This is a genomic window from Massilimicrobiota sp. An134, from assembly GCF_002160815.1.
In the GTDB taxonomy this organism is placed as follows: domain Bacteria; phylum Bacillota_I; class Bacilli_A; order Erysipelotrichales; family Coprobacillaceae; genus Allocoprobacillus; species Allocoprobacillus merdigallinarum.
The window spans coordinates 46149-67160 of the sequence record NZ_NFLH01000002.1; the positions used below are offsets into that span (position 1 = coordinate 46149).

Annotated in this window: 20 protein-coding genes; 15 read left to right on the forward strand and 5 right to left on the reverse strand. The window is 33.2% G+C overall.

What is annotated here, in order from left to right:
* Nucleotides 1-33 precede the first annotated feature (33 nt).
* From B5E79_RS01395 to B5E79_RS01405, 3 genes are all read left to right on the forward strand, one after another.
* Entirely contained in the window at nucleotides 34-366 is a 333-nt protein-coding gene (locus B5E79_RS01395; protein WP_087296697.1) for a VanZ family protein, read from the forward strand.
* A 102-nt stretch (nucleotides 367-468) separates the two neighbouring features.
* Entirely contained in the window at nucleotides 469-1953 is a 1485-nt protein-coding gene (gene glpK / locus B5E79_RS01400; protein ID WP_087296698.1) for a glycerol kinase GlpK, read from the forward strand.
* Between the two features lie 9 nt (nucleotides 1954-1962).
* On the forward strand, nucleotides 1963-2433 hold the full coding sequence (locus B5E79_RS01405; RefSeq protein ID WP_087296699.1) for an immunoglobulin-like domain-containing protein: 471 nt from the start codon (nucleotides 1963-1965) through the stop codon (nucleotides 2431-2433).
* Nucleotides 2434-2515: 82 nt separating this feature from the next.
* On the opposite strand, the gene B5E79_RS01410 is transcribed toward B5E79_RS01405, so the two are convergent.
* The 4 genes from B5E79_RS01410 to B5E79_RS01425 all read right to left on the reverse strand — a co-directional run bounded on the left by B5E79_RS01410 (nucleotide 2516) and on the right by B5E79_RS01425 (nucleotide 6828).
* Nucleotides 2516-4264 carry a DUF2207 family protein gene (locus tag B5E79_RS01410; protein ID WP_087296700.1) on the reverse strand — a complete coding sequence of 583 codons (1749 nt, stop codon included), beginning with the start codon at nucleotides 4262-4264 and terminating at the stop codon, nucleotides 2516-2518.
* A gap of 1 nt (nucleotide 4265) precedes the next feature.
* Nucleotides 4266-4814, reverse strand: coding sequence for a LemA family protein (locus tag B5E79_RS01415; RefSeq protein WP_087296701.1), 549 nt, complete (start codon nucleotides 4812-4814; stop codon nucleotides 4266-4268).
* Nucleotides 4815-4944: 130 nt separating this feature from the next.
* On the reverse strand, nucleotides 4945-6279 hold the full coding sequence (locus tag B5E79_RS01420; RefSeq protein WP_087296702.1) for an MATE family efflux transporter: 1335 nt from the start codon (nucleotides 6277-6279) through the stop codon (nucleotides 4945-4947).
* Between the two features lie 9 nt (nucleotides 6280-6288).
* Nucleotides 6289-6828 (reverse strand): TetR/AcrR family transcriptional regulator, encoded by a 540-nt coding sequence (locus tag B5E79_RS01425; RefSeq protein ID WP_087244517.1) that lies wholly within the window; start codon nucleotides 6826-6828, stop codon nucleotides 6289-6291.
* Nucleotides 6829-6992: 164 nt separating this feature from the next.
* Here B5E79_RS01425 and B5E79_RS01430 point away from each other — a divergent pair, with 164 nt between their 5' ends.
* From B5E79_RS01430 to B5E79_RS01450, 5 genes are all read left to right on the forward strand, one after another.
* A complete protein-coding gene (locus B5E79_RS01430; RefSeq protein WP_087244518.1) occupies nucleotides 6993-7259 on the forward strand; it encodes a DUF2624 family protein in 267 nt (88 codons plus the stop codon).
* A 73-nt stretch (nucleotides 7260-7332) separates the two neighbouring features.
* Nucleotides 7333-8313 (forward strand): asparaginase, encoded by a 981-nt coding sequence (locus tag B5E79_RS01435; protein WP_087244519.1) that lies wholly within the window; start codon nucleotides 7333-7335, stop codon nucleotides 8311-8313.
* On the forward strand, nucleotides 8303-9178 hold the full coding sequence (locus tag B5E79_RS01440; RefSeq protein WP_087296703.1) for a DMT family transporter: 876 nt from the start codon (nucleotides 8303-8305) through the stop codon (nucleotides 9176-9178). Before B5E79_RS01435 ends, B5E79_RS01440 begins: the two co-directional genes overlap by 11 nt.
* The gene (locus B5E79_RS01445; protein ID WP_087296704.1) at nucleotides 9179-9724 is read left to right on the forward strand and encodes a uridine kinase family protein; all 546 of its coding nucleotides are present in this window, start codon (nucleotides 9179-9181) and stop codon (nucleotides 9722-9724) included.
* Nucleotides 9725-9765: 41 nt separating this feature from the next.
* A complete protein-coding gene (locus tag B5E79_RS01450) occupies nucleotides 9766-10173 on the forward strand; it encodes a hypothetical protein (protein WP_087296705.1) in 408 nt (135 codons plus the stop codon).
* Here the strand turns inward: B5E79_RS01450 and B5E79_RS01455 are convergent.
* Entirely contained in the window at nucleotides 10155-10751 is a 597-nt protein-coding gene (locus B5E79_RS01455) for an ATP-dependent Clp protease proteolytic subunit (RefSeq protein WP_087244523.1), read from the reverse strand. The genes B5E79_RS01450 and B5E79_RS01455 overlap by 19 nt on opposite strands.
* 221 nt (nucleotides 10752-10972) lie before the next feature.
* On the opposite strand from B5E79_RS01455, the gene gap reads away from it, so the two are divergent.
* The 7 genes from gap to uvrA all read left to right on the forward strand — a co-directional run bounded on the left by gap (nucleotide 10973) and on the right by uvrA (nucleotide 21009).
* A complete protein-coding gene (gene gap, locus B5E79_RS01460) occupies nucleotides 10973-11989 on the forward strand; it encodes a type I glyceraldehyde-3-phosphate dehydrogenase (RefSeq protein WP_087244524.1) in 1017 nt (338 codons plus the stop codon).
* 163 nt (nucleotides 11990-12152) lie between these two features.
* Nucleotides 12153-12932: a ZIP family metal transporter gene (locus B5E79_RS01465; protein WP_087296706.1), complete on the forward strand. Its 780-nt coding sequence runs from the start codon at nucleotides 12153-12155 to the stop codon at nucleotides 12930-12932.
* A gap of 43 nt (nucleotides 12933-12975) precedes the next feature.
* Complete coding sequence (locus B5E79_RS01470) at nucleotides 12976-13344, forward strand: metal-dependent transcriptional regulator (RefSeq protein ID WP_087296707.1); 369 nt, start codon at nucleotides 12976-12978, stop codon at nucleotides 13342-13344.
* Between the two features lie 90 nt (nucleotides 13345-13434).
* The gene (locus tag B5E79_RS01475; protein WP_087296708.1) at nucleotides 13435-14868 is read left to right on the forward strand and encodes a S41 family peptidase; all 1434 of its coding nucleotides are present in this window, start codon (nucleotides 13435-13437) and stop codon (nucleotides 14866-14868) included.
* A gap of 12 nt (nucleotides 14869-14880) precedes the next feature.
* Nucleotides 14881-16854 carry an excinuclease ABC subunit UvrB gene (gene uvrB / locus B5E79_RS01480; protein ID WP_087296709.1) on the forward strand — a complete coding sequence of 658 codons (1974 nt, stop codon included), beginning with the start codon at nucleotides 14881-14883 and terminating at the stop codon, nucleotides 16852-16854.
* Nucleotides 16854-18197: a CCA tRNA nucleotidyltransferase gene (locus B5E79_RS01485; RefSeq protein WP_087244530.1), complete on the forward strand. Its 1344-nt coding sequence runs from the start codon at nucleotides 16854-16856 to the stop codon at nucleotides 18195-18197. The genes uvrB and B5E79_RS01485 overlap by 1 nt, the downstream gene beginning before the upstream one ends.
* On the forward strand, nucleotides 18184-21009 hold the full coding sequence (uvrA, locus tag B5E79_RS01490; protein ID WP_087296710.1) for an excinuclease ABC subunit UvrA: 2826 nt from the start codon (nucleotides 18184-18186) through the stop codon (nucleotides 21007-21009). The genes B5E79_RS01485 and uvrA overlap by 14 nt, the downstream gene beginning before the upstream one ends.
* The last annotated feature ends 3 nt before the right edge of the window (nucleotides 21010-21012 follow it).

Here is a 21012-nt window from a genome sequence, read left to right on the forward strand (position 1 = left end):
TTTGTTGGACACTTATTTAAATTTTATGAATTGATGAACTTAGTTCCGTTTTTTGATGTAACAAGTGGAAGAGGCGATTTTATCAGACAGGTAGTATTAAATATAGTTATGACCATTCCTTTTGGATTTTTATTACCATTAGTAAGAGAGAAAAAGATAAATTTATTGAATGTTATTTTTTATACTTTTCTATTAAGTTTAGGTATAGAAATCTTACAACCATTTATAAATGGTGTAAGATCATCTGATATAACTGATATAATAACAAATGTGACAGGAGGTATGATTGGATATATCTTATATTTATTATTCAAACCACTTGTAATTAAAATACTTCATTGTGTGAAAATGGGAGATGTCAATTAAATAAAAAAATATTGATATGGAATTAGTAAATTTGAAACGATTGATATGGAATCAGTCGTTTTTTATTTACAGACTTGTTATAATAAAGTGAGGAGGGTATTTATGAAAGAATATATTTTAGCAATTGATCAGGGAACGACAAGTACCAGAGCTATTTTATTTGATCAACATGGACATTTATGTCATATGCAACAAAGAGAATTTAAACAATATTTTCCTCATCCAGGATGGGTAGAACACGATGCTAAAGAGATATGGAACTCGGTCGTAGAAGTGGTTCAGGCATTGTTTACGATTGAAAATATTCAGTCTTCACAGATTAAAGCTATTGGAATAACCAATCAAAGAGAAACAACGGTCGTATGGGATAAAACAACAGGAGAACCTGTTTATCATGCCATTGTCTGGCAATCACGTCAATCACAGGATATTTGTGATGAATTGATTGAAAAAGGGTATAGTCCTATGATTCAAGAAAAAACGGGATTAATTATTAATCCATATTTTAGTGCCAGCAAAATCAAATGGATACTAGATCATATTGATTATGAACATAAGGATCAGTTATTATTTGGAACGATTGATACATGGCTGATCTGGAAATTGACTGGTGGAAAAGTACATGCGACAGATTATACCAATGCTTCAAGAACAATGTTATATAATATTCATGATTTAAAATGGGATGATGATTTATTAGCATTATTTGATATTCCTAGAAGTATGTTACCAGAAGTGAAAGAATCTTCATGTATATATGGATACAGTGATGAAACGCAAATGAGTGGATTGCATTTTAGAGCACCTATCTGTGGAGTTGCAGGTGATCAACAGGCATCATTATTTGGGCATACTTGTTTTCAATCAGGAGATATCAAAAATACTTATGGAACAGGATGCTTTATTTTAATGAATACTGGTCATATGCCTGTAACATCAAATAATGGTTTATTGACAACAATTGCATGGGGACTTCATGGAGAAATCACTTATGCTTTAGAAGGGTCTGTTTTCATTGGTGGAAGTGTTATGCAATGGTTAAGAGATGGTCTTCATTTAATACAAAATGTTGGAGAAACAGAAGCTATGGCTCAATCTTTAAAGAATAATGAAGGTGTGTATCTCATCCCAGCATTTGTTGGGTTAGGCACGCCCTATTGGGAAAATGATGTCAGAGGAACAATCTTTGGCTTAACACGAGGAACTTCAAGAAATCATATTGTGCGTGCAGCTTTAGAGTCTATCGCTTTTCAAAGTTGCGATGTGATCGAAGTGATGAAACAGGAAGCACATATTTCTTTAAAAAGTCTATCAGTAGATGGTGGAGCAACAAGTAATGCATTTTTAATGCAGTTTCAAAGTGATATGCTTCATATTGATATATTACAGCCACAAGTTAAAGAAACAACAGCCCTTGGAGCAGCGTATTTAGCTGGTTTAGCTATAGGTTTTTATAAAAGTCAGGATGATATCAAGAAAAATCATCAATTTGCTCAAGTATATCATCCAGTCATGAATCAACAAGAAGCTTTACAATATTATAAGCAGTGGCAAAAAGCAATTGCAGCAACATGTGTATTTAAATAGGAGGATTTTATGAAAGCAAAAAGAATTGTGGCTTTGACTTTATTAACATGTTTATTGATGGGATGTCAGCAAGCCGATGAAACAGCTAAAAACGATCAGTCAACTGTTGAATTGATTCAAACTGATGATAGCTGGGGAATTGCTTTGTCTTCGACAAATGTCAGCAATACAGGCTTAACATTGATTTGTAGCCAAAATGGTGGAGAGATCACAGGTGAACTTCAAACAGGTGAAAAATACTGGATTGAAGAAAAGGTAGATGGAAAGTGGCAGGAACTTTCAACACCAGAAAAACCTATTTGGCAAGATTTGTCTTATACCATTAAAATGCAAAACTTAACACAATGGGATATTCAATGGAGTGACCTTTATGGGACATTACCACAAGGAGAATATCGCATTGGTAAGGAAATACAGGATTTTCGTGGTGGCAGTGACTATGATGAAAAAGCTTATTATGCTGAGTTTGTGATTGAATAGAAGTTTACGCTAGATGTTAAAGAACACATTTATGACTAGAAAATGAAAAAACATGACTTCATTTCAAAGTCATGTTTTCATTTTAGCGGACACCGCCTCCGCCACCACCAGAGAAGCCACCTCCGCCTCCTGTAAATGATGATGAACCGCCACCACCACTTGCAGCTATAGAAGCATCATGTGAAGCTTTCATACTGTTGTGTGAGAACATATGAACCATATGCATTGTATAGATTGTATCTAATTGTGATTGTTCATTGAAGGTTGGACATAATCTTCCTAATTGTTCCTGAACTTTATCGGCAATCTGTAAAATAGAAGCAAAAATGAGATATTCTTCCCATAACTTGACTTCAATCACTTCTTTTTCATCAATCAAGCTCATTTCCTCTAAGAAAGTTTTTAAACCTATGATATGTTCCATTTCTTCTCTAATAGATGCATCATAAGTATCAGTGCTATGTGAGAATCTGATTTTTAAAAATGATGTATATGTTGTTTCTAATGTTAATAAATGCTGATTTCTTAATTCATTTTCAATATATTCATCAATACTTTCAAACCATTCATCAATTTTTTCATAATTTTCTTTGCACCACGATTCAAACTCATCTGTTTCTAAGACCTGATTAGAACCAGCTGCCTGTCTGAAAAATTGAAATAACTTTTTCTCTAATGGATGTGTAATAGGAATATCGTTATCTAAATCTACTGAATAGCCTTCTTTTTTAAAGAAGAGGAATTGTTTGACTTCTTCTTTTTGAAATTCAATATAGTTTTCTTTAATCCATCTTAATAGAATAGCAGCAATCAGGCCATCACGATCTTGATCAGTAATCAAACCTAATTTTTTAGCATAGTAATAGAATTGAAATAAATCTTTTTGACAAGGAATGTCTCTAAACATTGGTGGTTCATGATTTAATGGAATATGATCGTTGAATTGAAAATCAACACGACCTCTTGTATAAGCCACAATCAATACGACGACAACTGCACCAATTAATCCTATCACTGCAAAGACAATAGCGATAATCATCGCAGTATTATCTTTATACATAAAAGAGTTGTAATAATCTCCCTGATCATAAAATTCGTCTTCATATTGACTGCCATCAATCGCATCTTCTAATATCTTTTGAAAAGATTGATCATTCACATGAGCGTTTGTAAATGTTTCATTATCAATCTGCATCAATAATTGCATCTTAGCACCTTCAGGTACAGCACTTTGTGTTTCCATAATGACATCACCATGATCAAAATAGACAACACCCTGATATCCAAAAGCCCAGATTTTCGCATTGTTTTTGTTGAAATCATGTGATGATGAAACAGTGATTTTGACATGTTGAGGTTCTAACTCCATTTCTGAAAAGAAAGCATAGTTAAATCCTTGAGTGTCCTGATATTGTTGAACAAAATTGGCTATATCATATTCAAATGTATAAGTTCTTCGTCCATACTCACCAATACCAAAGCAGAGTTCATAGCGATCACCATCTTGAATCATCCCACATTTGCCATCTTTGTCTTCTTTATCAAGATCAACATCCCATTCACCAATATTTTGATAACGATTGCCTTGATCATCAACAACATTAAAATTCGATATATGAGAATCTCCCATATTATCAAAAACTTTATAAATTTCTGTTCCCTCTTCAATATTGATATCCCAAATTTCCTGCACATGTGCACTTCCATCATTATTTAAAGTTGTATGGATAGAGATGTCATTTAAATGGGTATCAGCTCCATAAACCAAAGAAGATAACGATGGTATGAGAATAAGTAGTAAAGAAAATATCAGACATATTTTCTTTTTCATATTAAAATTTCACCTCAGGAATCTCTTTATCATTTTCATTAATTTCAAAGTAATCAAATCTTTCAAAATGAAATAGACTAGCAATTATGCTAGAAGGGAACATCTCTAACTTATTTGTATAACTATAAACGGAATCATTATAGAATTGTCTAGCAAAACTGATTTTATCTTCAGTTTGTGTCAATTCGTTTTGTAAACTGACAAAGTTTGTGTTCGCCTTTAAATCAGGATAAGCTTCACTAATTGCCATAATCTTATTTAAGGCCTGTGTCAATTCTCCCGCTGCTTCCATTTGTTCACTTGGAATAGAAGCGTTCATATATGTGTTTCTGGCTTGCATGACACTATCCAAAGTTTCCTTTTCATGTTTGGCATAACCTTTGACAGTTTCAACTAAATTAGGAATCAAATCAGCACGTCTTTTTAAGACAACATCAATTTGTGCCCAATTTGTTTTCACTTTATTTTTTTCTCTCACTAAGGCATTATATGAGACAATCACATATAATACCAAAACAACAATGAGAATACCTACTATTATTAATATCATAATCCTTTCCTCCTATAACAACATTATATACTATTCTTTGATGAAAATTGTAAATTTTTTGTTAAATCATCAGATAAATAGAATTGTTTTATGGAATATTTATTTCAAAAAAGTAGATAAGTGTTTGATCTTATCTACTTGGTTTTGTCCAGTTTTCTTTTTTTATACCATAAATAATACCAATAGTATCAGCTAAGAACCAGCCAATAGGAATAGCCCACCATATTGCAACAGTACCTAATATTGGCGCAAAGATATATGCTAAAACGACTCTTGTTCCTAAAGAGGCAATTGTTAAAACAACAGAAATGCCAGGCTTTCCAACACCACGATAATAGCCATAGAGTAAAAATAAGCATCCAATTCCTAAATAACACATACCTTCAATCTGTAAGTATTCAACACCTTGACGAATAATTTCAACTTCTTCAGGATGAATGAAAATCAGCATGAGTGTAGGTGCAAAAATATAGACAATTAAAGAAATGAAAATACAGAAGATACCAGAAATCAGGATAGCTGATTTAAGTCCTTTGTGGATACGTTCTGGTAGGTTGGCACCTTGATTTTGAGCAATGAAGGTTGAAAAGGCATTGCCAAAATCCTGAACAGGCATATAGGCAAAAGAGTCAATCTTCACAGCTGCCGCAAAAGCAGACATAGTGATGACACCAAAACTATTGACTAATCCCTGAATCATCAAAATACCAAAGTTCATAACAGATTGCTGGATGCATGTTAATAATGAATAATCTTTAATCTTTTTGATAATGTCTTTATCAAAATAGCAGTGTTGTCGTGTTGGTAATAAATCTTTTTGTTTGATGAAAACATAAATCATAATACCAAAACCACTCACCGCTTGCGCAATAATTGTCGCAAGGGCAGCACCACTGACTCTCATATGAAAAGAGACAATGAAATAAACGTCTAAAATAATATTGATGATGGTTGCAATCGCAAGAAAATAAAGAGGCACTTTAGAATTTCCTAATGCTCTTAATAAAGAAGCAAAATAATTATAAAGAAAAGTAAAAAAGAAACCGATAAAGATGATAAATAAGTAATCATAACTTTGTTGATAGATATCTTGGGGAATATTCATAAAATGTAAAATAGGATGAATAAAAATGAGACATAATATTTCTAGAATGACTGTAAAAATCATAATGCCAATAAAAGAAATAAAAAAAGAAGTTTTCATTTTATCTATTTGTTGACCACCATAATACATTGAAAATAAGATTCCACTTCCCATACATAACCCTAGAATAACAGATGTTAAAAAGGTCATTAAAGTAAAAGAGGATCCTACAGCAGCTAAAGCATTGGAACCAAGAAATTGTCCAACAATGAAGGTATCTGCGACATTATAGAACTGTTGAAGAAGATTCCCAATAATCATCGGTATCGCAAAGAAAATTAATGATTTGGTAATAGAACCATGTGTTAACTGATTATTCATAAAAACCCCCTATAAATTATGAAGAATGAGATCAGACATTGTATGGGCATATTCTTCCATAGATTCAAAATTTTCATTTTGAAGCCATTCTCTTAATAATATCATAAAGCCACCAATGAATATATGAAGTCTTCTTTTGGTTTCTGGAGAAAGAGAAAACTCCTGTTGTAATTCTTGAATCATTGCATCTCTCATTTCATTATAAAATTCAAATGTAAAATCCTGATTAGATAAAATACAGTATGTTTCATAGTCATTCTTTAAAATATCTAAAATTTTCATTAATAATGTATTGAGCTGTTCAACTAATGTCAGCTTATGATTTTTACGTGTAAAATATAAAATCTGTTCAATGAATTCACGTTGAAAACTCTCTAGTAAATCCTTTGTATCTAAATAATGGGCATAGAATGTCCCACGACTAATATTGGCTTCATGAATAATATCAGTGACTGTCACTTTGCTGGCAGGTTTTTCTTTTAAAAGATCAATAAAAGCTTTTTTTATTAATAATTTTGAACGTGTTGCGTTACGATATTCAGTTCTCATTCAAATCCCCTCCTTCAATATTGGACAGTTTGAACCAATGTGTCTAATATTGTATAAATCATGAATATGTGTACATTGTATACATATTTTAAATCTATTATAATATATTTAAATAAGAAAAGTATATAAGAATTTCACAATATACTCAAAAAGGAGGAGAGCTTATGATGAATTTTTATCGCTTGAACCATCGTCTACAACAGATGACTTTAAAGATTTTACAGAATCTTTGTCATCGTCATGATATTGTAATTGAAGATGGAGATTTAAAGATTATTTTACATCTCATTCAAGATAATCCTCACACAGTCTTAAATGATGAGTATACGCCTATCTTATTGTCAGAAATATCTCAAAAAACAAGTCGTGAAACTTGTTTGAATTTTAAACCACTTTTAGATGAGAATTATTTACTTCAAGAGATAGAATAGCCACCAAACAGGTGGTTTTTTTATTGTTTCATCAATCATAAAATGATAGAATGTCCTGTGGGTGAGAGAATATATGAAAACAATTGCAATTGTCGCAACTGGTGGAACGATTGCTGGGAGAGGACAGATAGGAAAAGCTGTAGCCTACCATGCAGGAGAAATGGATGTTAATGAAATTATTGAATCTATTCCTATGTTAAATCAAGTTGCACATATTAAAGAATATCAATTAATGAATGTAGATAGTAATGAGATGACACCACAAAGATGGATTATGTTGTCACGTCAGATTAATGAACTGGTTGAACGTGATGATATTGATGGTATTGTGGTGACTCATGGAACAGATACTTTAGATGAAACGGCTTATTTTTTGAATTTGACATTACATACATCTAAACCAGTTGTTGTGACAGGGGCTATGCGTCCTGCCACAGCAACCAGTGCTGATGGCCCTTATAATTTATATCAGGCTGTTTGTCTGGCAGCTGATGATGGAGCCTATAATCAGGGTGTCATGGGGCTTTTTTCGAGTACGATATATTCGGGTAGAGATATCCAAAAAGTCAATAATTTTAAGGTAGATGCTTTTGAACAAAAGGCATTTGGATGTTTGGGTTATATGCAAGACCATGAAGTTCATTTCTTTTCAAAAACATTTAAAAAACATACTCTTCAATCTCTTTTTTCTAGCCAAAATTATAATGACTTACCAGCAGTAGGAATTGCTTATTTTTATGCAGGTGCGAGTCATGAAATTCTCTATTCTTTAGCTTTAAATCATCAAGGAATTATATTAACAGGATCAGGAAGTGGGAATTATAGTCAGGACTGGTTACATGCGATTGAAGATTTATCAAAACAGGGCATTATTTTTGTCCGTTGTTCAAGAGTATCACAAGGTATTGTTTTTGATGATGAAGTGTTTGATCCTCATCATTGTTGTATACCAGGAAATACTTTAACACCACAAAAAGCCAGAGTTTTATTAATGCTGGCATTAACATATACACATGATCGTCAAAGAATTAAGGAGTTTTTTAATGAATACTAAACGCAAAGGTATTATTTTTACAATGATTGCCACTATTCTTTTTGGAGTAACACCAGCTATTGGGAAAATGACATATGCAATGGGGAATAATGGTATACAATTGGCTTTTTTAAGGCATTTATTTGTCTTGCCGTTATTTTTATTTATTGTTCTTTATCAGGGAAAATCATTACGATTGAATCGTCAGCAGCTTTTAGATGTTTTCAAAGTAGGCTTTTTTGGAAATACATTGACAATTGTCTTATTGTATTCATCTTATGAATATATAGGGGTAGGAAGTGCAACGGTTCTACACTTTTTATATCCATTGTTTGTATGCTGTATGAATTTTTTGTTTTATCAGCAAAAACTCAACAAGCAACAGATTTTATGTCTTGTTTTAGCCATCCTAGGTATTTTCTGTTTTATGGATTCATCTGCATCTTCTTTATTAGGCGCTTTATTAGCGATTTTATCAGGTGTTTTCTTTGCTTATTATATGGTGGGTATGGATCATTCTTCGATTCGTTATATGAGTCCCTATGTTTTTAATTTTTATCTGGTCGTTATGAATACGATTGTGATACTGGTTTTAGCCATGGTATTGGGACGTATCCATATCATGCCAATAGAAGCATATATTTTATCAGCTGTTGTTGCTGTGCTGACATCTTTAATTGGTGTTGTTTTACTACAAAAAGGTATTTATTGTTTAGGGGCATCTTTAACAGCTATTTTATCAACTTTAGAGCCTATCACAAGTATTGTTGTTGGTGTTTTATGGTTGAATGAAAGATTGACATTATTGAAAGTAATAGGATGTATACTTGTTTTATTATCGACTTTTATCTTAGTGAAAAGTCAAAATCAAGAAGGAGAATCTTAAATGAGAATGGATGAACTGATGGATGATTTATCAAAGCAATCATCATTTTTACTTGCTATTGATGGGATGAGTGGCAGTGGTAAAACAACTTTAGCTCAAAGTTTACAAGAAAAATGGCATGCGCATGTTTTTCATATGGATGATTTCTTTTTGCCATTAGAAATGCGTACACCACAAAGGTTACAGCAACCTGGTGGTAATGTGCATTATGAACGTTTTTTAGAAACGGTCTTAAAACCTTTATCTTTACAACAATCTGTTTTTTATCAGCCTTTTGACTGTCAGACGATGTCATTTCAAACAGTTCAGGAAATACCTTATTCACCCTTTAACATTATTGAGGGTAGTTATGCGTTACATCCTTCTTTACAACGCTATTATACGCATGGAATTGTTTTAAAGATTTCGCCACTTACACAAAAAGAACGTTTATTCAAAAGAAATCCTGAAAAAATAGATCAGTTTATTCATCGCTGGATTCCGATGGAAAATCAATATTTTGATGCTTTTGATATTTTTGAAAAGTACCCTGTCTTAGAACGATGACATATTTGATCGCGCTATACATATAATATATGGGTGATATAGTGATTTTAAATGAAGCAGAAGTGCAAATAGGATTATCCTTTATTTTACAGTCAGTTTTAAAAAAGTATGATGTTGTTTTACAGGAAATGAATTTGAAAATAAAAGAAGATCATCTCTTGTTGACATCAGTTGTTTTGTATAATCAATATCATGTTGATGTTTTGTGTGAGTTCAATTTGAAATATGAAAATCAGCACTTTGTATTTGAAAATATTCAAGGCAAGGTTGAATATTTATTTTTACAGTTTCCTATTATGAGTTTTTTGAAGTCTTTTTTACAAGACTCACATATCATTTGGAAAGATAACCAGATTCAATATGAGATTGATTTACCTATTGAAAGTTTAAATCTAGCAGATGGACAATTACAAGTTATACTAAAAAACAATCAAAGTGTTTCACCTTGATTGTTTTTTAATACTTCATCAATTAATCCATAATCTAATGCATCATAGGCATTCATAAAATAGTCACGATCAGTATCTTTTTTAATACGACGTAAGGGTTGATTGGTCATTTGAGCTAATAAGCGATTGAGCTTTTCTTTTTGTTTTAATATATGACGGGTAGAAATCTCGATATCACTGGCTTGACCTTGTGCTCCACCTAGAGGCTGATGAATCATAATTTCACTATTTTCTAATGCATAGCGTTTTCCTTTTTTTCCAGCAGCTAATAAAAAAGCACCCATACTGGCTGAAAGACCAATACTGATGGTTGAGACATCACATTTTACAAAATTCATCGTATCGAAGATAGCCAAACCAGCGGAAACACTGCCACCTGGAGAATGAATATACATATCAATATCAGCCTGACTGTCCAATGATTCAAGATAGAGAAGCTGACTGACAATGGAGCTTGCCATCTCATCATTAATTTCACCACAGAGCATAATAATGCGATCTTCTAATAATCTTGAGAAAATATCGTAAGCATATTCTTTAGAATTCTTTTTTAATATCACAGTGGGTATAAAATGCATAAGTGTACCTCCATAATTCATTATAGAGAAATTTGTGTTGGATTATTCATAGAAAATTGATTTTTTCTTGCGTTAATATTGAGTTAAGCGAAGTTAAAAAACGAGAAAAGATTTTCATTCTTGTGAAAAAAATTATATAAAGCGCACAACTTTTATTGATTTCTTTGGGTTTGTGGACTATAATATAGACATAAATTATTAGTAAGGAGGATGTCATAAAAATGGCAGTAAAAGTAGCAATTAACGGTTTTGGACGTATCGGACGTCTAGCATTTAGACAAATGTTTGGAGCTGAAGGATATGAAGTTGTTGCAATCAACGACTTAACAGATCCTAAAATGTTAGCACACTTATTAAAATATGATTCAGCTCAAGGTAAATATGCTTTAGCTGATACAGTAGAAGCTAAAGAATCTTCAATCGTAGTAGATGGAAAAGAAATCGAAATCTACAAAGAAGCAGATGCTTCTAAATTACCTTGGGGAGAATTAGGAGTAGATGTAGTATTAGAATGTACAGGTTTCTATACTTCTAAAGCTAAATCTCAAGCTCATATTGATGCAGGAGCTAAAAAAGTTGTTATTTCTGCACCAGCTGGAAATGATTTACCAACTGTTGTATTTGGTGTAAACGAAGGAACATTAACTGCTGATGATACAATTATTTCAGCTGCATCTTGTACAACTAACTGTTTAGCACCTATGGCTAACGCATTAAACAAATTAGCACCAATCAAATCTGGTATCATGTTAACAGTACATGCTTATACTGGTGACCAAATGGTATTAGATGGACCTCATAGAAAAGGTGACTTAAGAAGAGCACGTGCTGCTGCAGTTAATATCGTGCCTAACTCAACTGGAGCTGCAAAAGCTATCGGTTTAGTTATCCCTGAATTAAATGGAAAATTAATCGGTTCAGCTCAACGTGTACCAGTTCCTACTGGATCTACAACTATCTTAACTTCAGTTGTTGAAGGTGAAGTTACTGTAGAACAAGTTAACGAAGCTATGAAAGCAGCTGTAACTCCATCATTTGGATACACTGAAGAACAATTAGTATCTTCAGATATTATTGGAATGACTTATGGTTCATTATTTGATGCAACTCAAACTATGGTTAAAGCATTAGATAACGGAACTACTGAAGTTCAAACTGTTGCTTGGTATGACAACGAAAATTCTTATACTTCTAACATGGTTAGAACTATTAAATATTTCGCTGAATTAACTAAATAATTTAGAAACTTCTTGGGAGTACATTGTATTCCCAAGATTTTTTTTATGTCAAAAGACGATTTGATTCTTGTGTCAAATGTATGACAGATATTTTTTATCATATATTTTGAAAGATAAAATGATATATAGTAAGATAATGCCTAAAGAAAAGAGGTGTTAAAACATGAATACATCTGTTTTGATTGGTATTATGATACCATTTATTGGGACAACATTAGGTGCAGCCTGTGTTTTCTTTATGAAACAAAAAATGGATAATCGTGTTCAAAAAGTTCTGCTGGGATTTGCTTCTGGAGTGATGATTGCGGCTTCAGTCTGGTCACTTTTGATTCCAGCTTTAGATATGTCAGCAAGTTTAGGAAAATTATCTTTTATACCTGCGGCAGTTGGTTTTTTATTGGGAATTTTCTTTCTATTATTTTTAGATCGTACTATTCCACATATGCATTTGGATCATCAGGTAGAAGGAAAGAAATCGCACTTGCAACGTACAACAATGTTAATTTTAGCAGTCACAATGCATAATTTTCCTGAAGGGATGGCAGTTGGAGTTGTTTTTGCAGGAGCCTTGATGGGCAATAGCGATGTTTCTATTGCTGGGGCTATTGCCTTATCATTGGGTATTGCGATACAGAATTTTCCAGAAGGGGCTATTATTTCTATGCCATTAAAAAGTGAAGGAGTGTCTAAAGGAAAAGCTTTTCTGTATGGGATGTTATCTGGGATTGTTGAACCTATGGGTGCTATATTAACGATTGTCCTGTCACAGTTTTTTGTACCGATTTTGCCTTATCTTTTATCGTTTGCCGCTGGCGCAATGGCATATGTCGTTGTAGAAGAGCTGATTCCTGAAGGTTCGCAAGGGACACATTCAAATATTGCGACGATTGGCTTTGCGATTGGTTTTGTCATCATGATGATATTAGATGTAGCATTGGGATAGTGAAGTGTGATATAATGATATAAATTGATATGAGGTGACAAAAATGGACTTGCATGAATCAGGTGAAATGTATTTAGAAACGATATTAATCTTAAAGAATCAAAATGAATATGTTCGTTCTATTGATATTGCACATACTATGGATTTTTCTAAACCAAGTGTATCACGTGCAATTAAACTTTTAAAAGAATCTCAATTGATTGTTGTAGATGATAAGGGATATATTGATTTTACTGATGAAGGGCGTCGTATTGCAGAAAAAGTGTATGGTCGTCATCAGATTTTAACAGAGTTCCTTGTTTCTATTGGTGTGAGTGCTAAACAGGCCGAAGAAGATGCTTGTCGTATTGAACATATTATTAGTGACGAAACACAACAATGTATTCAAAACTTTTTAAAGAAGCAGTCTTAGGATTGCTTTTCTTTGTTTGTAGAAAATAAAAGGGTTTATGAGTTAAAAATAATTGTCATCTATGATAGAATAAAAAAACGAGGTGTATGTATGGACGATTTTCAGTTTGAATATGATCAAAAAAAGAAAACAAGATTAAAAAAAGGACCTATCTATATGATGGCTTGTATTTTATGTCTGGTGACTGGAGGTGTTGGTGGTTATTTTATTCATGACTTCCATTCCAATCGTTATGGTGATGATAGTGATGTCTATAATGAAATTGCGCAAATTATTGAAAATGATTTTTTAGATACAAGTGATAATGATACAAGTTTACAGGAACGTATGCTAAATGGAATGGTTTTAGCATTAGGAGATCCTTATTCTTCATATTTATCATTGGAACAGTCAGAAGAATTAGGATCGTCTATTAATGGGACTTTTGAAGGTATTGGGATTACGTTTACAATGGTAGATGATGGTGCTATTGTGTTGGATGTATATCAAAATACGCCAGCTCAAAAAGTGGGTATACAAAAAGGAGATATTATTACGCACATTGAAGGAACTTCGATCGCTGGATATACATCAGATAAAGTTAAAGAAATGATACAGGGTGAAAGCCAGAGTCAAGTTGCTTTACGTCTATTAAGAGATGGAAAAAGTCAAAATCTATCAGCAACACGTCAAAATGTGGATACATCAATTGCTTCTTCTATTATGACTGTAAACCAACAGAAAGTTGGTTATTTAAGAATTGTGACTTTTGGTGAAAATATTCATGAAGTTATTGAAACGAAGCTGCAAGATATGAAATCACAAAAAATCAACCACATTATCATTGATTTAAGGGATAATAGTGGAGGTTATTTGAATGCTGCCCAAGAGATTCTTGATTTATTTGTGCCAGAAGGACAAACATTATTTTCTCTTCAGGATAAAGATGGCAAAACGGAAGAATATAAAGCAACCAGTCGGGAAAAATATGTATTTGAACATGGCTATATTTTAGTGAATCAGCAAACTGCCAGTGCTTCAGAAGTTTTAAGTGCAGGTTTGAAAGAGAATTTAGATTATCAATTGATTGGTGAAACGACTTATGGTAAAGGTGTTGCACAAACACAAGTGACTCTTTCTAATTCATCTGTATTGAAATACACTCATGAAAAATGGTTAACTCCTCATGGAACATGGATCAATGGTACAGGATTAGAGCCAGATTATGTCATTGATGAAACTAATATCCATGATTTTCATGTAGGTGAAATGAAACAATCTTATCAATATGATGATGTTGATAATAATATTCAATATATGCAGGAAATGCTTCAAGAATTAGGTTATTCATTAGATCGTCAGGATGGATATTTTTCACATCAGACAACAACAGCTTTAGAAGCATTTGAAAAAGATTATGCTTTAAAACAGGATGATATTTATTCTCAAAATGATCGTTTAATTCTTTTAAGTGCTTTAACATATCATTTGTATCAAGAAAAAGAGGATGTTTATCTACAAAAAGTGAATCAATTGATTCAATAGGGAGGTGCTAAAATGGAACAATTTAAATTAGTTTCCAAATATTCACCAATGGGTGATCAACCAGCAGCTATTCAACAGCTGGTTGATGGAATACGTGCTGGAAAAAAGGAACAGGTTTTACTGGGAGGAACGGGAACAGGAAAAACGTTTACTGTTTCTAATGTTATTGCTCAGGTGAATAAACCAACACTGGTATTAGCCCATAATAAAACTTTAGCTGGACAATTATATTCAGAATTAAAAGAATTTTTTCCTGAAAATCGTGTGGAATATTTTGTTTCTAACTTCGATTTTTATCAGCCAGAAGCTTATATTCCAAAAAGTGATACATACATAGATAAAAATGCAAAAACAAATTATGAAATAGAAATGTTGCGTTCAGCAGCCATGAATTCTTTATTAGAAAGAAAAGATACGATTGTCGTTGCATCAGTGGCTTCTATTTATGGTTTAGGAAATCCTGAACAATATAAAGAAATGATTTTCTCATTACGTGTCGGTCAGGAAATTGATCGTCGCGAACTCTTAACTTATCTTGTAGATCGTCAATACCAAAGAAATGATATCGAACAGTCAAAAGGGACATTCAGGGTACGTGGTGATGTCATTGAAATTGTACCTGGACATACAGAAAGCTGGCTGATTCGTATAGAGCTTTTTGGTGATGAAGTGGAAGGAATCAGTGAGGTAGATCCTTTGACTGGTAAAGTCTTGAGTCGTTATAAAACATATACGATTTATCCGGCTTATGGCTATGTCACAAAAAAGGAACAAATGTTACATGCCTGTGATACAATTTCCGAAGAACTTCAAGACCGTTTACAATATTTTAAGGATGCTATGAAACCACTGGAATATGAACGTTTGGATCAGCGTACACGTCACGATATTGAAATGTTAAGAGAAGTAGGGATGTGTCCAGGAATTGAAAATTATTCACGTCATATTGATGGACGAAAAGCAGGACAACGTCCTTATACTTTAATCGATTATTTTCCAGATGACTTTTTAATGATTGTTGATGAAAGTCATGTGATGTTACCACAGGTCAGAGGTATGTTTAATGGGGATCGCAGCCGTAAAGAAACATTGGTTGAATATGGTTTCCGTTTACCAAGTGCCTTGGATAATCGACCATTGCGTTTTGAAGAGTTTGAAAAGATTATTAATCAGGTGATTTATGTTTCGGCAACGCCAGGTGACTATGAATTAGAAAAAACACATGGTGAATATGCAGAACAGATTATTCGTCCAACAGGTTTGTTGGATCCTATTATTGATGTTCGTCCAACAAAAAATCAGATTGATGATCTGATTGATGAAATTCATGAACGTATTGATAAAAAAGAGAGAGTTTTAATTACAACACTTACAAAACGTATGGCTGAAGATCTTAGTGCTTATTTAAAAGAAGTAGGGTTAAAAGTCGCTTATTTACATTCAGATACAAAAACATTAGAACGTACTGAAATTTTAAGAGATTTAAGACTTGGAAAATATGATGTACTGGTGGGAATTAACCTGTTAAGAGAAGGGTTGGATTTACCTGAAGTATCTCTAGTTTGTATTTTAGATGCGGATAAAGAAGGGTTCTTAAGAAGTGAACGCTCATTAATTCAGACGATTGGACGTGCGGCCAGAAATGCGAATGGAAAAGTGATTATGTATGGTGATCATATAACAGAATCTATGCAAAAAGCGATTGATGAAACAAATCGTCGTCGTGAAATTCAAGAAGCCTATAATAAAGAACATCATATTATTCCACAGACTATTCATAAAGAAATTCATGATTTAATTCAAGGTAAAGAAACAATGGAAGAAGCTTCTTCATTATTACAAAAAGGTAAAAAAGCACCTCAAAAAGCAAAGAAGAAACTGATTGCAGATCTAGAAAAAGAAATGAAAGAAGCTGCGAAAGTGCTTGATTTTGAAAGAGCTATGGAATTAAGAGATATTATTATGGAACTTAAAGGTGAAAAGTAATGAAAATAGATGCTTTGGCTCAAGAGATTTTTGATGATATGATCGCTCATGGTGGAAAAGTTTATATTGTCGGTGGATCTGTTCGTGATGAAATCTTAGGACGTTATGATCAGCATGATGTAGATGTAGAAGTATATCATTTAAGTTATGAAAAACTGTGTGCTATTTTACAAAAATATGGTCATGTTCATACATTTGGAAAATCTTTTGCGATTGTTCAGTTAGAAGAGCTTCCTCATTATGACTTTGCCTTACCTCGACAAGAAACAAAAACTGGTCACAAGCATCAGGATTTTGAAGTGATGATTGATCCTGATTTACCATTAGAAAAAGCTGTTTTGAGGCGTGATCTGACAATGAATGCACTCATGTATGATTACTTAGAACAACGTGTCATTGATTTATGTGGTGGTTTATCAGATATTGATCAGCATATCATTCGTTGTGTGGATCCTGAACATTTCATGGAAGATCCTTTGCGTGTTTTAAGAGTGGCACGTTTTGTCGCCCAATTTGAATTTCAAGTTGAAGAGAAGACTTTGAATCTATGTCGTTCTATGGCACAGTCACATATGCTGGATCATTTATCATATGAAAGAATTTATCAGGAGTATTGTCAAATCCTGATGGCACCACAACCATCATTAGGATTTATGTTTTTAAAAGATATAGGAGCTTTACCACCTTATTTACAGGCTCTGACAACAACGCATCAGCGTTTAGATTTTCATCCTGAAGATGATGTTTTCACGCACACGATGCTGGTTATAGATGTAGCCAGTCATGTGAAAAAGAAAACCGATCATCCTTTATGGTTTATGTGGGCATGTTTACTTCATGATATAGGGAAACCTTTGGTAACAACCAAAGAAGGACATGCGCCTAAACATAATGAAGCAGGTGTGCAGGTGTTTCAAAATGTTCCAATCATCACATCTAAAAAAGAAAGACAATATATTTCCACAATGATTATGTATCATATGCATTTAATGAATATGTCACGTCATCATGCAAAGGATTTATCTTATTTAAGACTTTTAAAGAAGATTGATGGAAAAGTTTCTATGAATGATTTGATTTATATAAGCTGTTGTGATAAGTTAGGAAGGGGAAAAGTAGCTCAGGAACAATATGATGAGTTTTGGTTATATATTCAAGATAAGCAAAAACGTTTAGGTGTTCAAGCGCCATTGCCACTGATTCGTGGTGATGATTTATTAGCAAATGGTTTGACTTCAACACATTTATTTAAGCAGATGTTAGATGAAGCCTATGATTTGCAGTTGCAAGGTTTGAGTAAGGAAAAGATATTAAGGAGTTTGAGGAAGTATGAACAAAGATAAAATTATTATCAAAGGCGCAAGAGTTAATAATTTAAAAAATATAAATGTAGAAATTCCTCGAGATCAGCTTGTCATTATGACAGGATTATCTGGGAGTGGAAAAACATCACTGGCATTTGATACGATTTATGCGGAAGGACAAAGACGCTATGTTGAATCATTAAGTGCTTATGCCAGACAATTTCTAGGTGGTGTGGAAAAGCCTGATGTGGATAGTATTGATGGTTTATCACCGGCGATTGCGATTGATCAAAAGACAACATCAAATAATCCTCGATCAACAGTGGGAACAGTGACTGAAATTTTTGATTATTTAAGATTGTTGTATGCCAGAGTTGGACATGCCTATTGTCCAACCCATCATGTGTTGATTGAATCACAGACAATTAAACAAATGGTTGATACAATTGATCAATATGAAGATGGAACAAAATTACAGGTTCTAGCAAGAATGTGTCGTAATCAAAAAGGAACACATAAGGATTTATTTGAACAATTAGCGAAAGATGGTTTTTTACGTGTCAAAGTGGATGGTGAAATGCGTCTTTTAGATGAAGATATTGTTTTGGATAAAAATAAAAAACATAATATTGATGTTGTAGTGGATAGAATTATTAAAAAGGAAGGATATCGCTCACGTTTAGCGGATTCTTTGGAAACAGGATTAAAATTAACTGGTGGGGAAGTTATTGTTGAAAACTTGAATGAAAAAACAGAAAAGCTTTTTTCTCAACATTTAGCTTGTCCATATTGTGGATTTAGTGTTCCTAAATTAGAACCACGTTTATTTTCTTTTAATAACCCATTGGGTGCCTGTCCAGATTGTAAAGGGATTGGTGTGAAAAATGAAGTTGATAATGATTTATTGATTCCTGACTGGTCATTAAGTATTAATCAGGGAGGAATTCGTTATTTCAAAACATCAGTAGGAACTGATCGTATTGAATGGCAGAGATTTCTTGTTTTATGTCGAGAATATCATATTGACTTAGATAAACCGCTTAAAGATTTTAGTAAGAAAGAATTAGATATTATTTTATATGGTTCTGATAAACCTATTACATATACATTACAGTCAAGTTCAGGAAATGTTTCTCAAACGACAAAACCAATCGAAGGTGTGAAAACACTGATTCAAAGACGTTATGAAGAAACAACTTCTTCATGGTCAAAAGAATGGTATGCTTCATTTATGGCTGAACATACATGTCCAACATGTCAGGGAAAAAGATTGAATGAACAAGTTTTAAGTGTACAGGTGGGTGGATTAAATATCAGTGAATTTACTGATATGTCTATTGAAAAAGCACTTGATTTTGTACAGAATTTAAAACTGAATGAAACAGAAACAAATATTGCACGTTTGATTATTAAGGAAATTAAAGATCGTTTAACATTCTTAAATGATGTAGGATTAGGTTATCTGACATTATCAAGACGTGCTGGTGGTTTATCTGGAGGAGAAGCACAACGTATCCGTTTAGCGACACAAATTGGTTCACGTTTAACAGGGGTTCTTTATGTATTAGATGAACCATCTATTGGTTTACATCAACGTGATAATGAAAAATTAATTAAAACGTTATGTAATATGCGTGATTTAGGCAATAGTGTGATTGTTGTAGAACATGATGAAGATACAATGCGTGCTTCTGATTATATTATTGATATTGGGCCAGGTGCCGGGGTTCATGGTGGTCAGGTTGTCGCAGCAGGAACACCTGAAGAAGTCATGAAGAATCCCCATTCTATCACTGGAAAATATCTTTCAGGAGAATATAAGATTCCAGTTCCATCAAAGCGACGCAAAGGGAATGGACTATATATTGAAGTAAAAGGTGCTAAGGAAAATAACTTAAAAAATATTAATGTTAAATTTCCACTTGGAAAATTCATCTGTGTAACGGGTGTATCAGGAAGTGGAAAATCAACATTGGTGAATGAAATTTTATGTAAAGCCATGCGTGCAAAACTTTATCATTCTAAAGAAAAACCAGGAAAACATAAAGAAATTCTTGGTTTAGAAAATGTAGATAAAGTCATTGAAGTCTCACAAGATCCGATTGGACGTACACCACGTTCTAATCCTGTGACTTATACAGGTGTCTTTGATGATATTCGTGAATTGTTTGCGAAAACACCTGAAGCAAAAATGCGTGGATATGATAAAGGACGTTTTTCATTTAATGTCAAGGGTGGACGTTGTGAAGCGTGTCAAGGTGATGGTGTCAAACGTATCAGTATGCATTTTTTACCTGATGTTTATGTACCTTGTGAAGAATGTGGTGGTAAACGCTACAATGAAGAAACATTACAGGTGACTTATAAAGATAAGACTATCTATGATGTCTTAGAGATGACCATTGAAGATTCTTTAACTTTCTTTGATAATTTACCACGTATTCGTTCTAAGCTTCAAACGATTTATGATGTAGGACTTGGTTATATAAAACTTGGTCAAAGCGCCACAACATTATCTGGTGGAGAAGCGCAGCGTGTGAAGCTTGCCAGTGAATTACAAAAGAAAGCAACAGGAAAAACAGTATATATTTTAGATGAACCAACAACTGGTTTACATAGTCATGATGTAGCACGTCTGATTGAAGTTTTAAATCGTATTGTTGAACAGGGTGATACTGTGATTGTGATTGAACATAATCTTGATGTGATTAAAGTTGCTGATCACATTATTGATTTAGGATTGGAAGGTGGCGACAATGGTGGTACAATTGTAGTATCAGGAACGCCAGAAAAAGTCGCAGCATGTCAAAAAAGTCATACAGGACGTTTCTTGAAAATGGTCTTAGAGTAGGAG

What these genes read in the sequence shown, in the direction of transcription:
- B5E79_RS01395 (WP_087296697.1), top strand. Translation starts at nt 34, where the DNA reads ATGAACTTAGTTCCGTTTTTTGATGTAACAAGTGGAAGAGGCGATTTT.
- glpK (WP_087296698.1), top strand. Translation starts at nt 469, where the DNA reads ATGAAAGAATATATTTTAGCAATTGATCAGGGAACGACAAGTACCAGA.
- B5E79_RS01405 (WP_087296699.1), top strand. Translation starts at nt 1,963, where the DNA reads ATGAAAGCAAAAAGAATTGTGGCTTTGACTTTATTAACATGTTTATTG.
- B5E79_RS01410 (WP_087296700.1), bottom strand. Translation starts at nt 4,264, where the DNA reads ATGAAAAAGAAAATATGTCTGATATTTTCTTTACTACTTATTCTCATA.
- B5E79_RS01415 (WP_087296701.1), bottom strand. Translation starts at nt 4,814, where the DNA reads ATGATATTAATAATAGTAGGTATTCTCATTGTTGTTTTGGTATTATAT.
- B5E79_RS01420 (WP_087296702.1), bottom strand. Translation starts at nt 6,279, where the DNA reads ATGAATAATCAGTTAACACATGGTTCTATTACCAAATCATTAATTTTC.
- B5E79_RS01425 (WP_087244517.1), bottom strand. Translation starts at nt 6,828, where the DNA reads ATGAGAACTGAATATCGTAACGCAACACGTTCAAAATTATTAATAAAA.
- B5E79_RS01430 (WP_087244518.1), top strand. Translation starts at nt 6,993, where the DNA reads ATGATGAATTTTTATCGCTTGAACCATCGTCTACAACAGATGACTTTA.
- B5E79_RS01435 (WP_087244519.1), top strand. Translation starts at nt 7,333, where the DNA reads ATGAAAACAATTGCAATTGTCGCAACTGGTGGAACGATTGCTGGGAGA.
- B5E79_RS01440 (WP_087296703.1), top strand. Translation starts at nt 8,303, where the DNA reads ATGAATACTAAACGCAAAGGTATTATTTTTACAATGATTGCCACTATT.
- B5E79_RS01445 (WP_087296704.1), top strand. Translation starts at nt 9,179, where the DNA reads ATGAGAATGGATGAACTGATGGATGATTTATCAAAGCAATCATCATTT.
- B5E79_RS01455 (WP_087244523.1), bottom strand. Translation starts at nt 10,751, where the DNA reads ATGCATTTTATACCCACTGTGATATTAAAAAAGAATTCTAAAGAATAT.
- gap (WP_087244524.1), top strand. Translation starts at nt 10,973, where the DNA reads ATGGCAGTAAAAGTAGCAATTAACGGTTTTGGACGTATCGGACGTCTA.
- B5E79_RS01465 (WP_087296706.1), top strand. Translation starts at nt 12,153, where the DNA reads ATGAATACATCTGTTTTGATTGGTATTATGATACCATTTATTGGGACA.
- B5E79_RS01470 (WP_087296707.1), top strand. Translation starts at nt 12,976, where the DNA reads ATGGACTTGCATGAATCAGGTGAAATGTATTTAGAAACGATATTAATC.
- B5E79_RS01475 (WP_087296708.1), top strand. Translation starts at nt 13,435, where the DNA reads ATGGACGATTTTCAGTTTGAATATGATCAAAAAAAGAAAACAAGATTA.
- uvrB (WP_087296709.1), top strand. Translation starts at nt 14,881, where the DNA reads ATGGAACAATTTAAATTAGTTTCCAAATATTCACCAATGGGTGATCAA.
- B5E79_RS01485 (WP_087244530.1), top strand. Translation starts at nt 16,854, where the DNA reads ATGAAAATAGATGCTTTGGCTCAAGAGATTTTTGATGATATGATCGCT.
- uvrA (WP_087296710.1), top strand. Translation starts at nt 18,184, where the DNA reads ATGAACAAAGATAAAATTATTATCAAAGGCGCAAGAGTTAATAATTTA.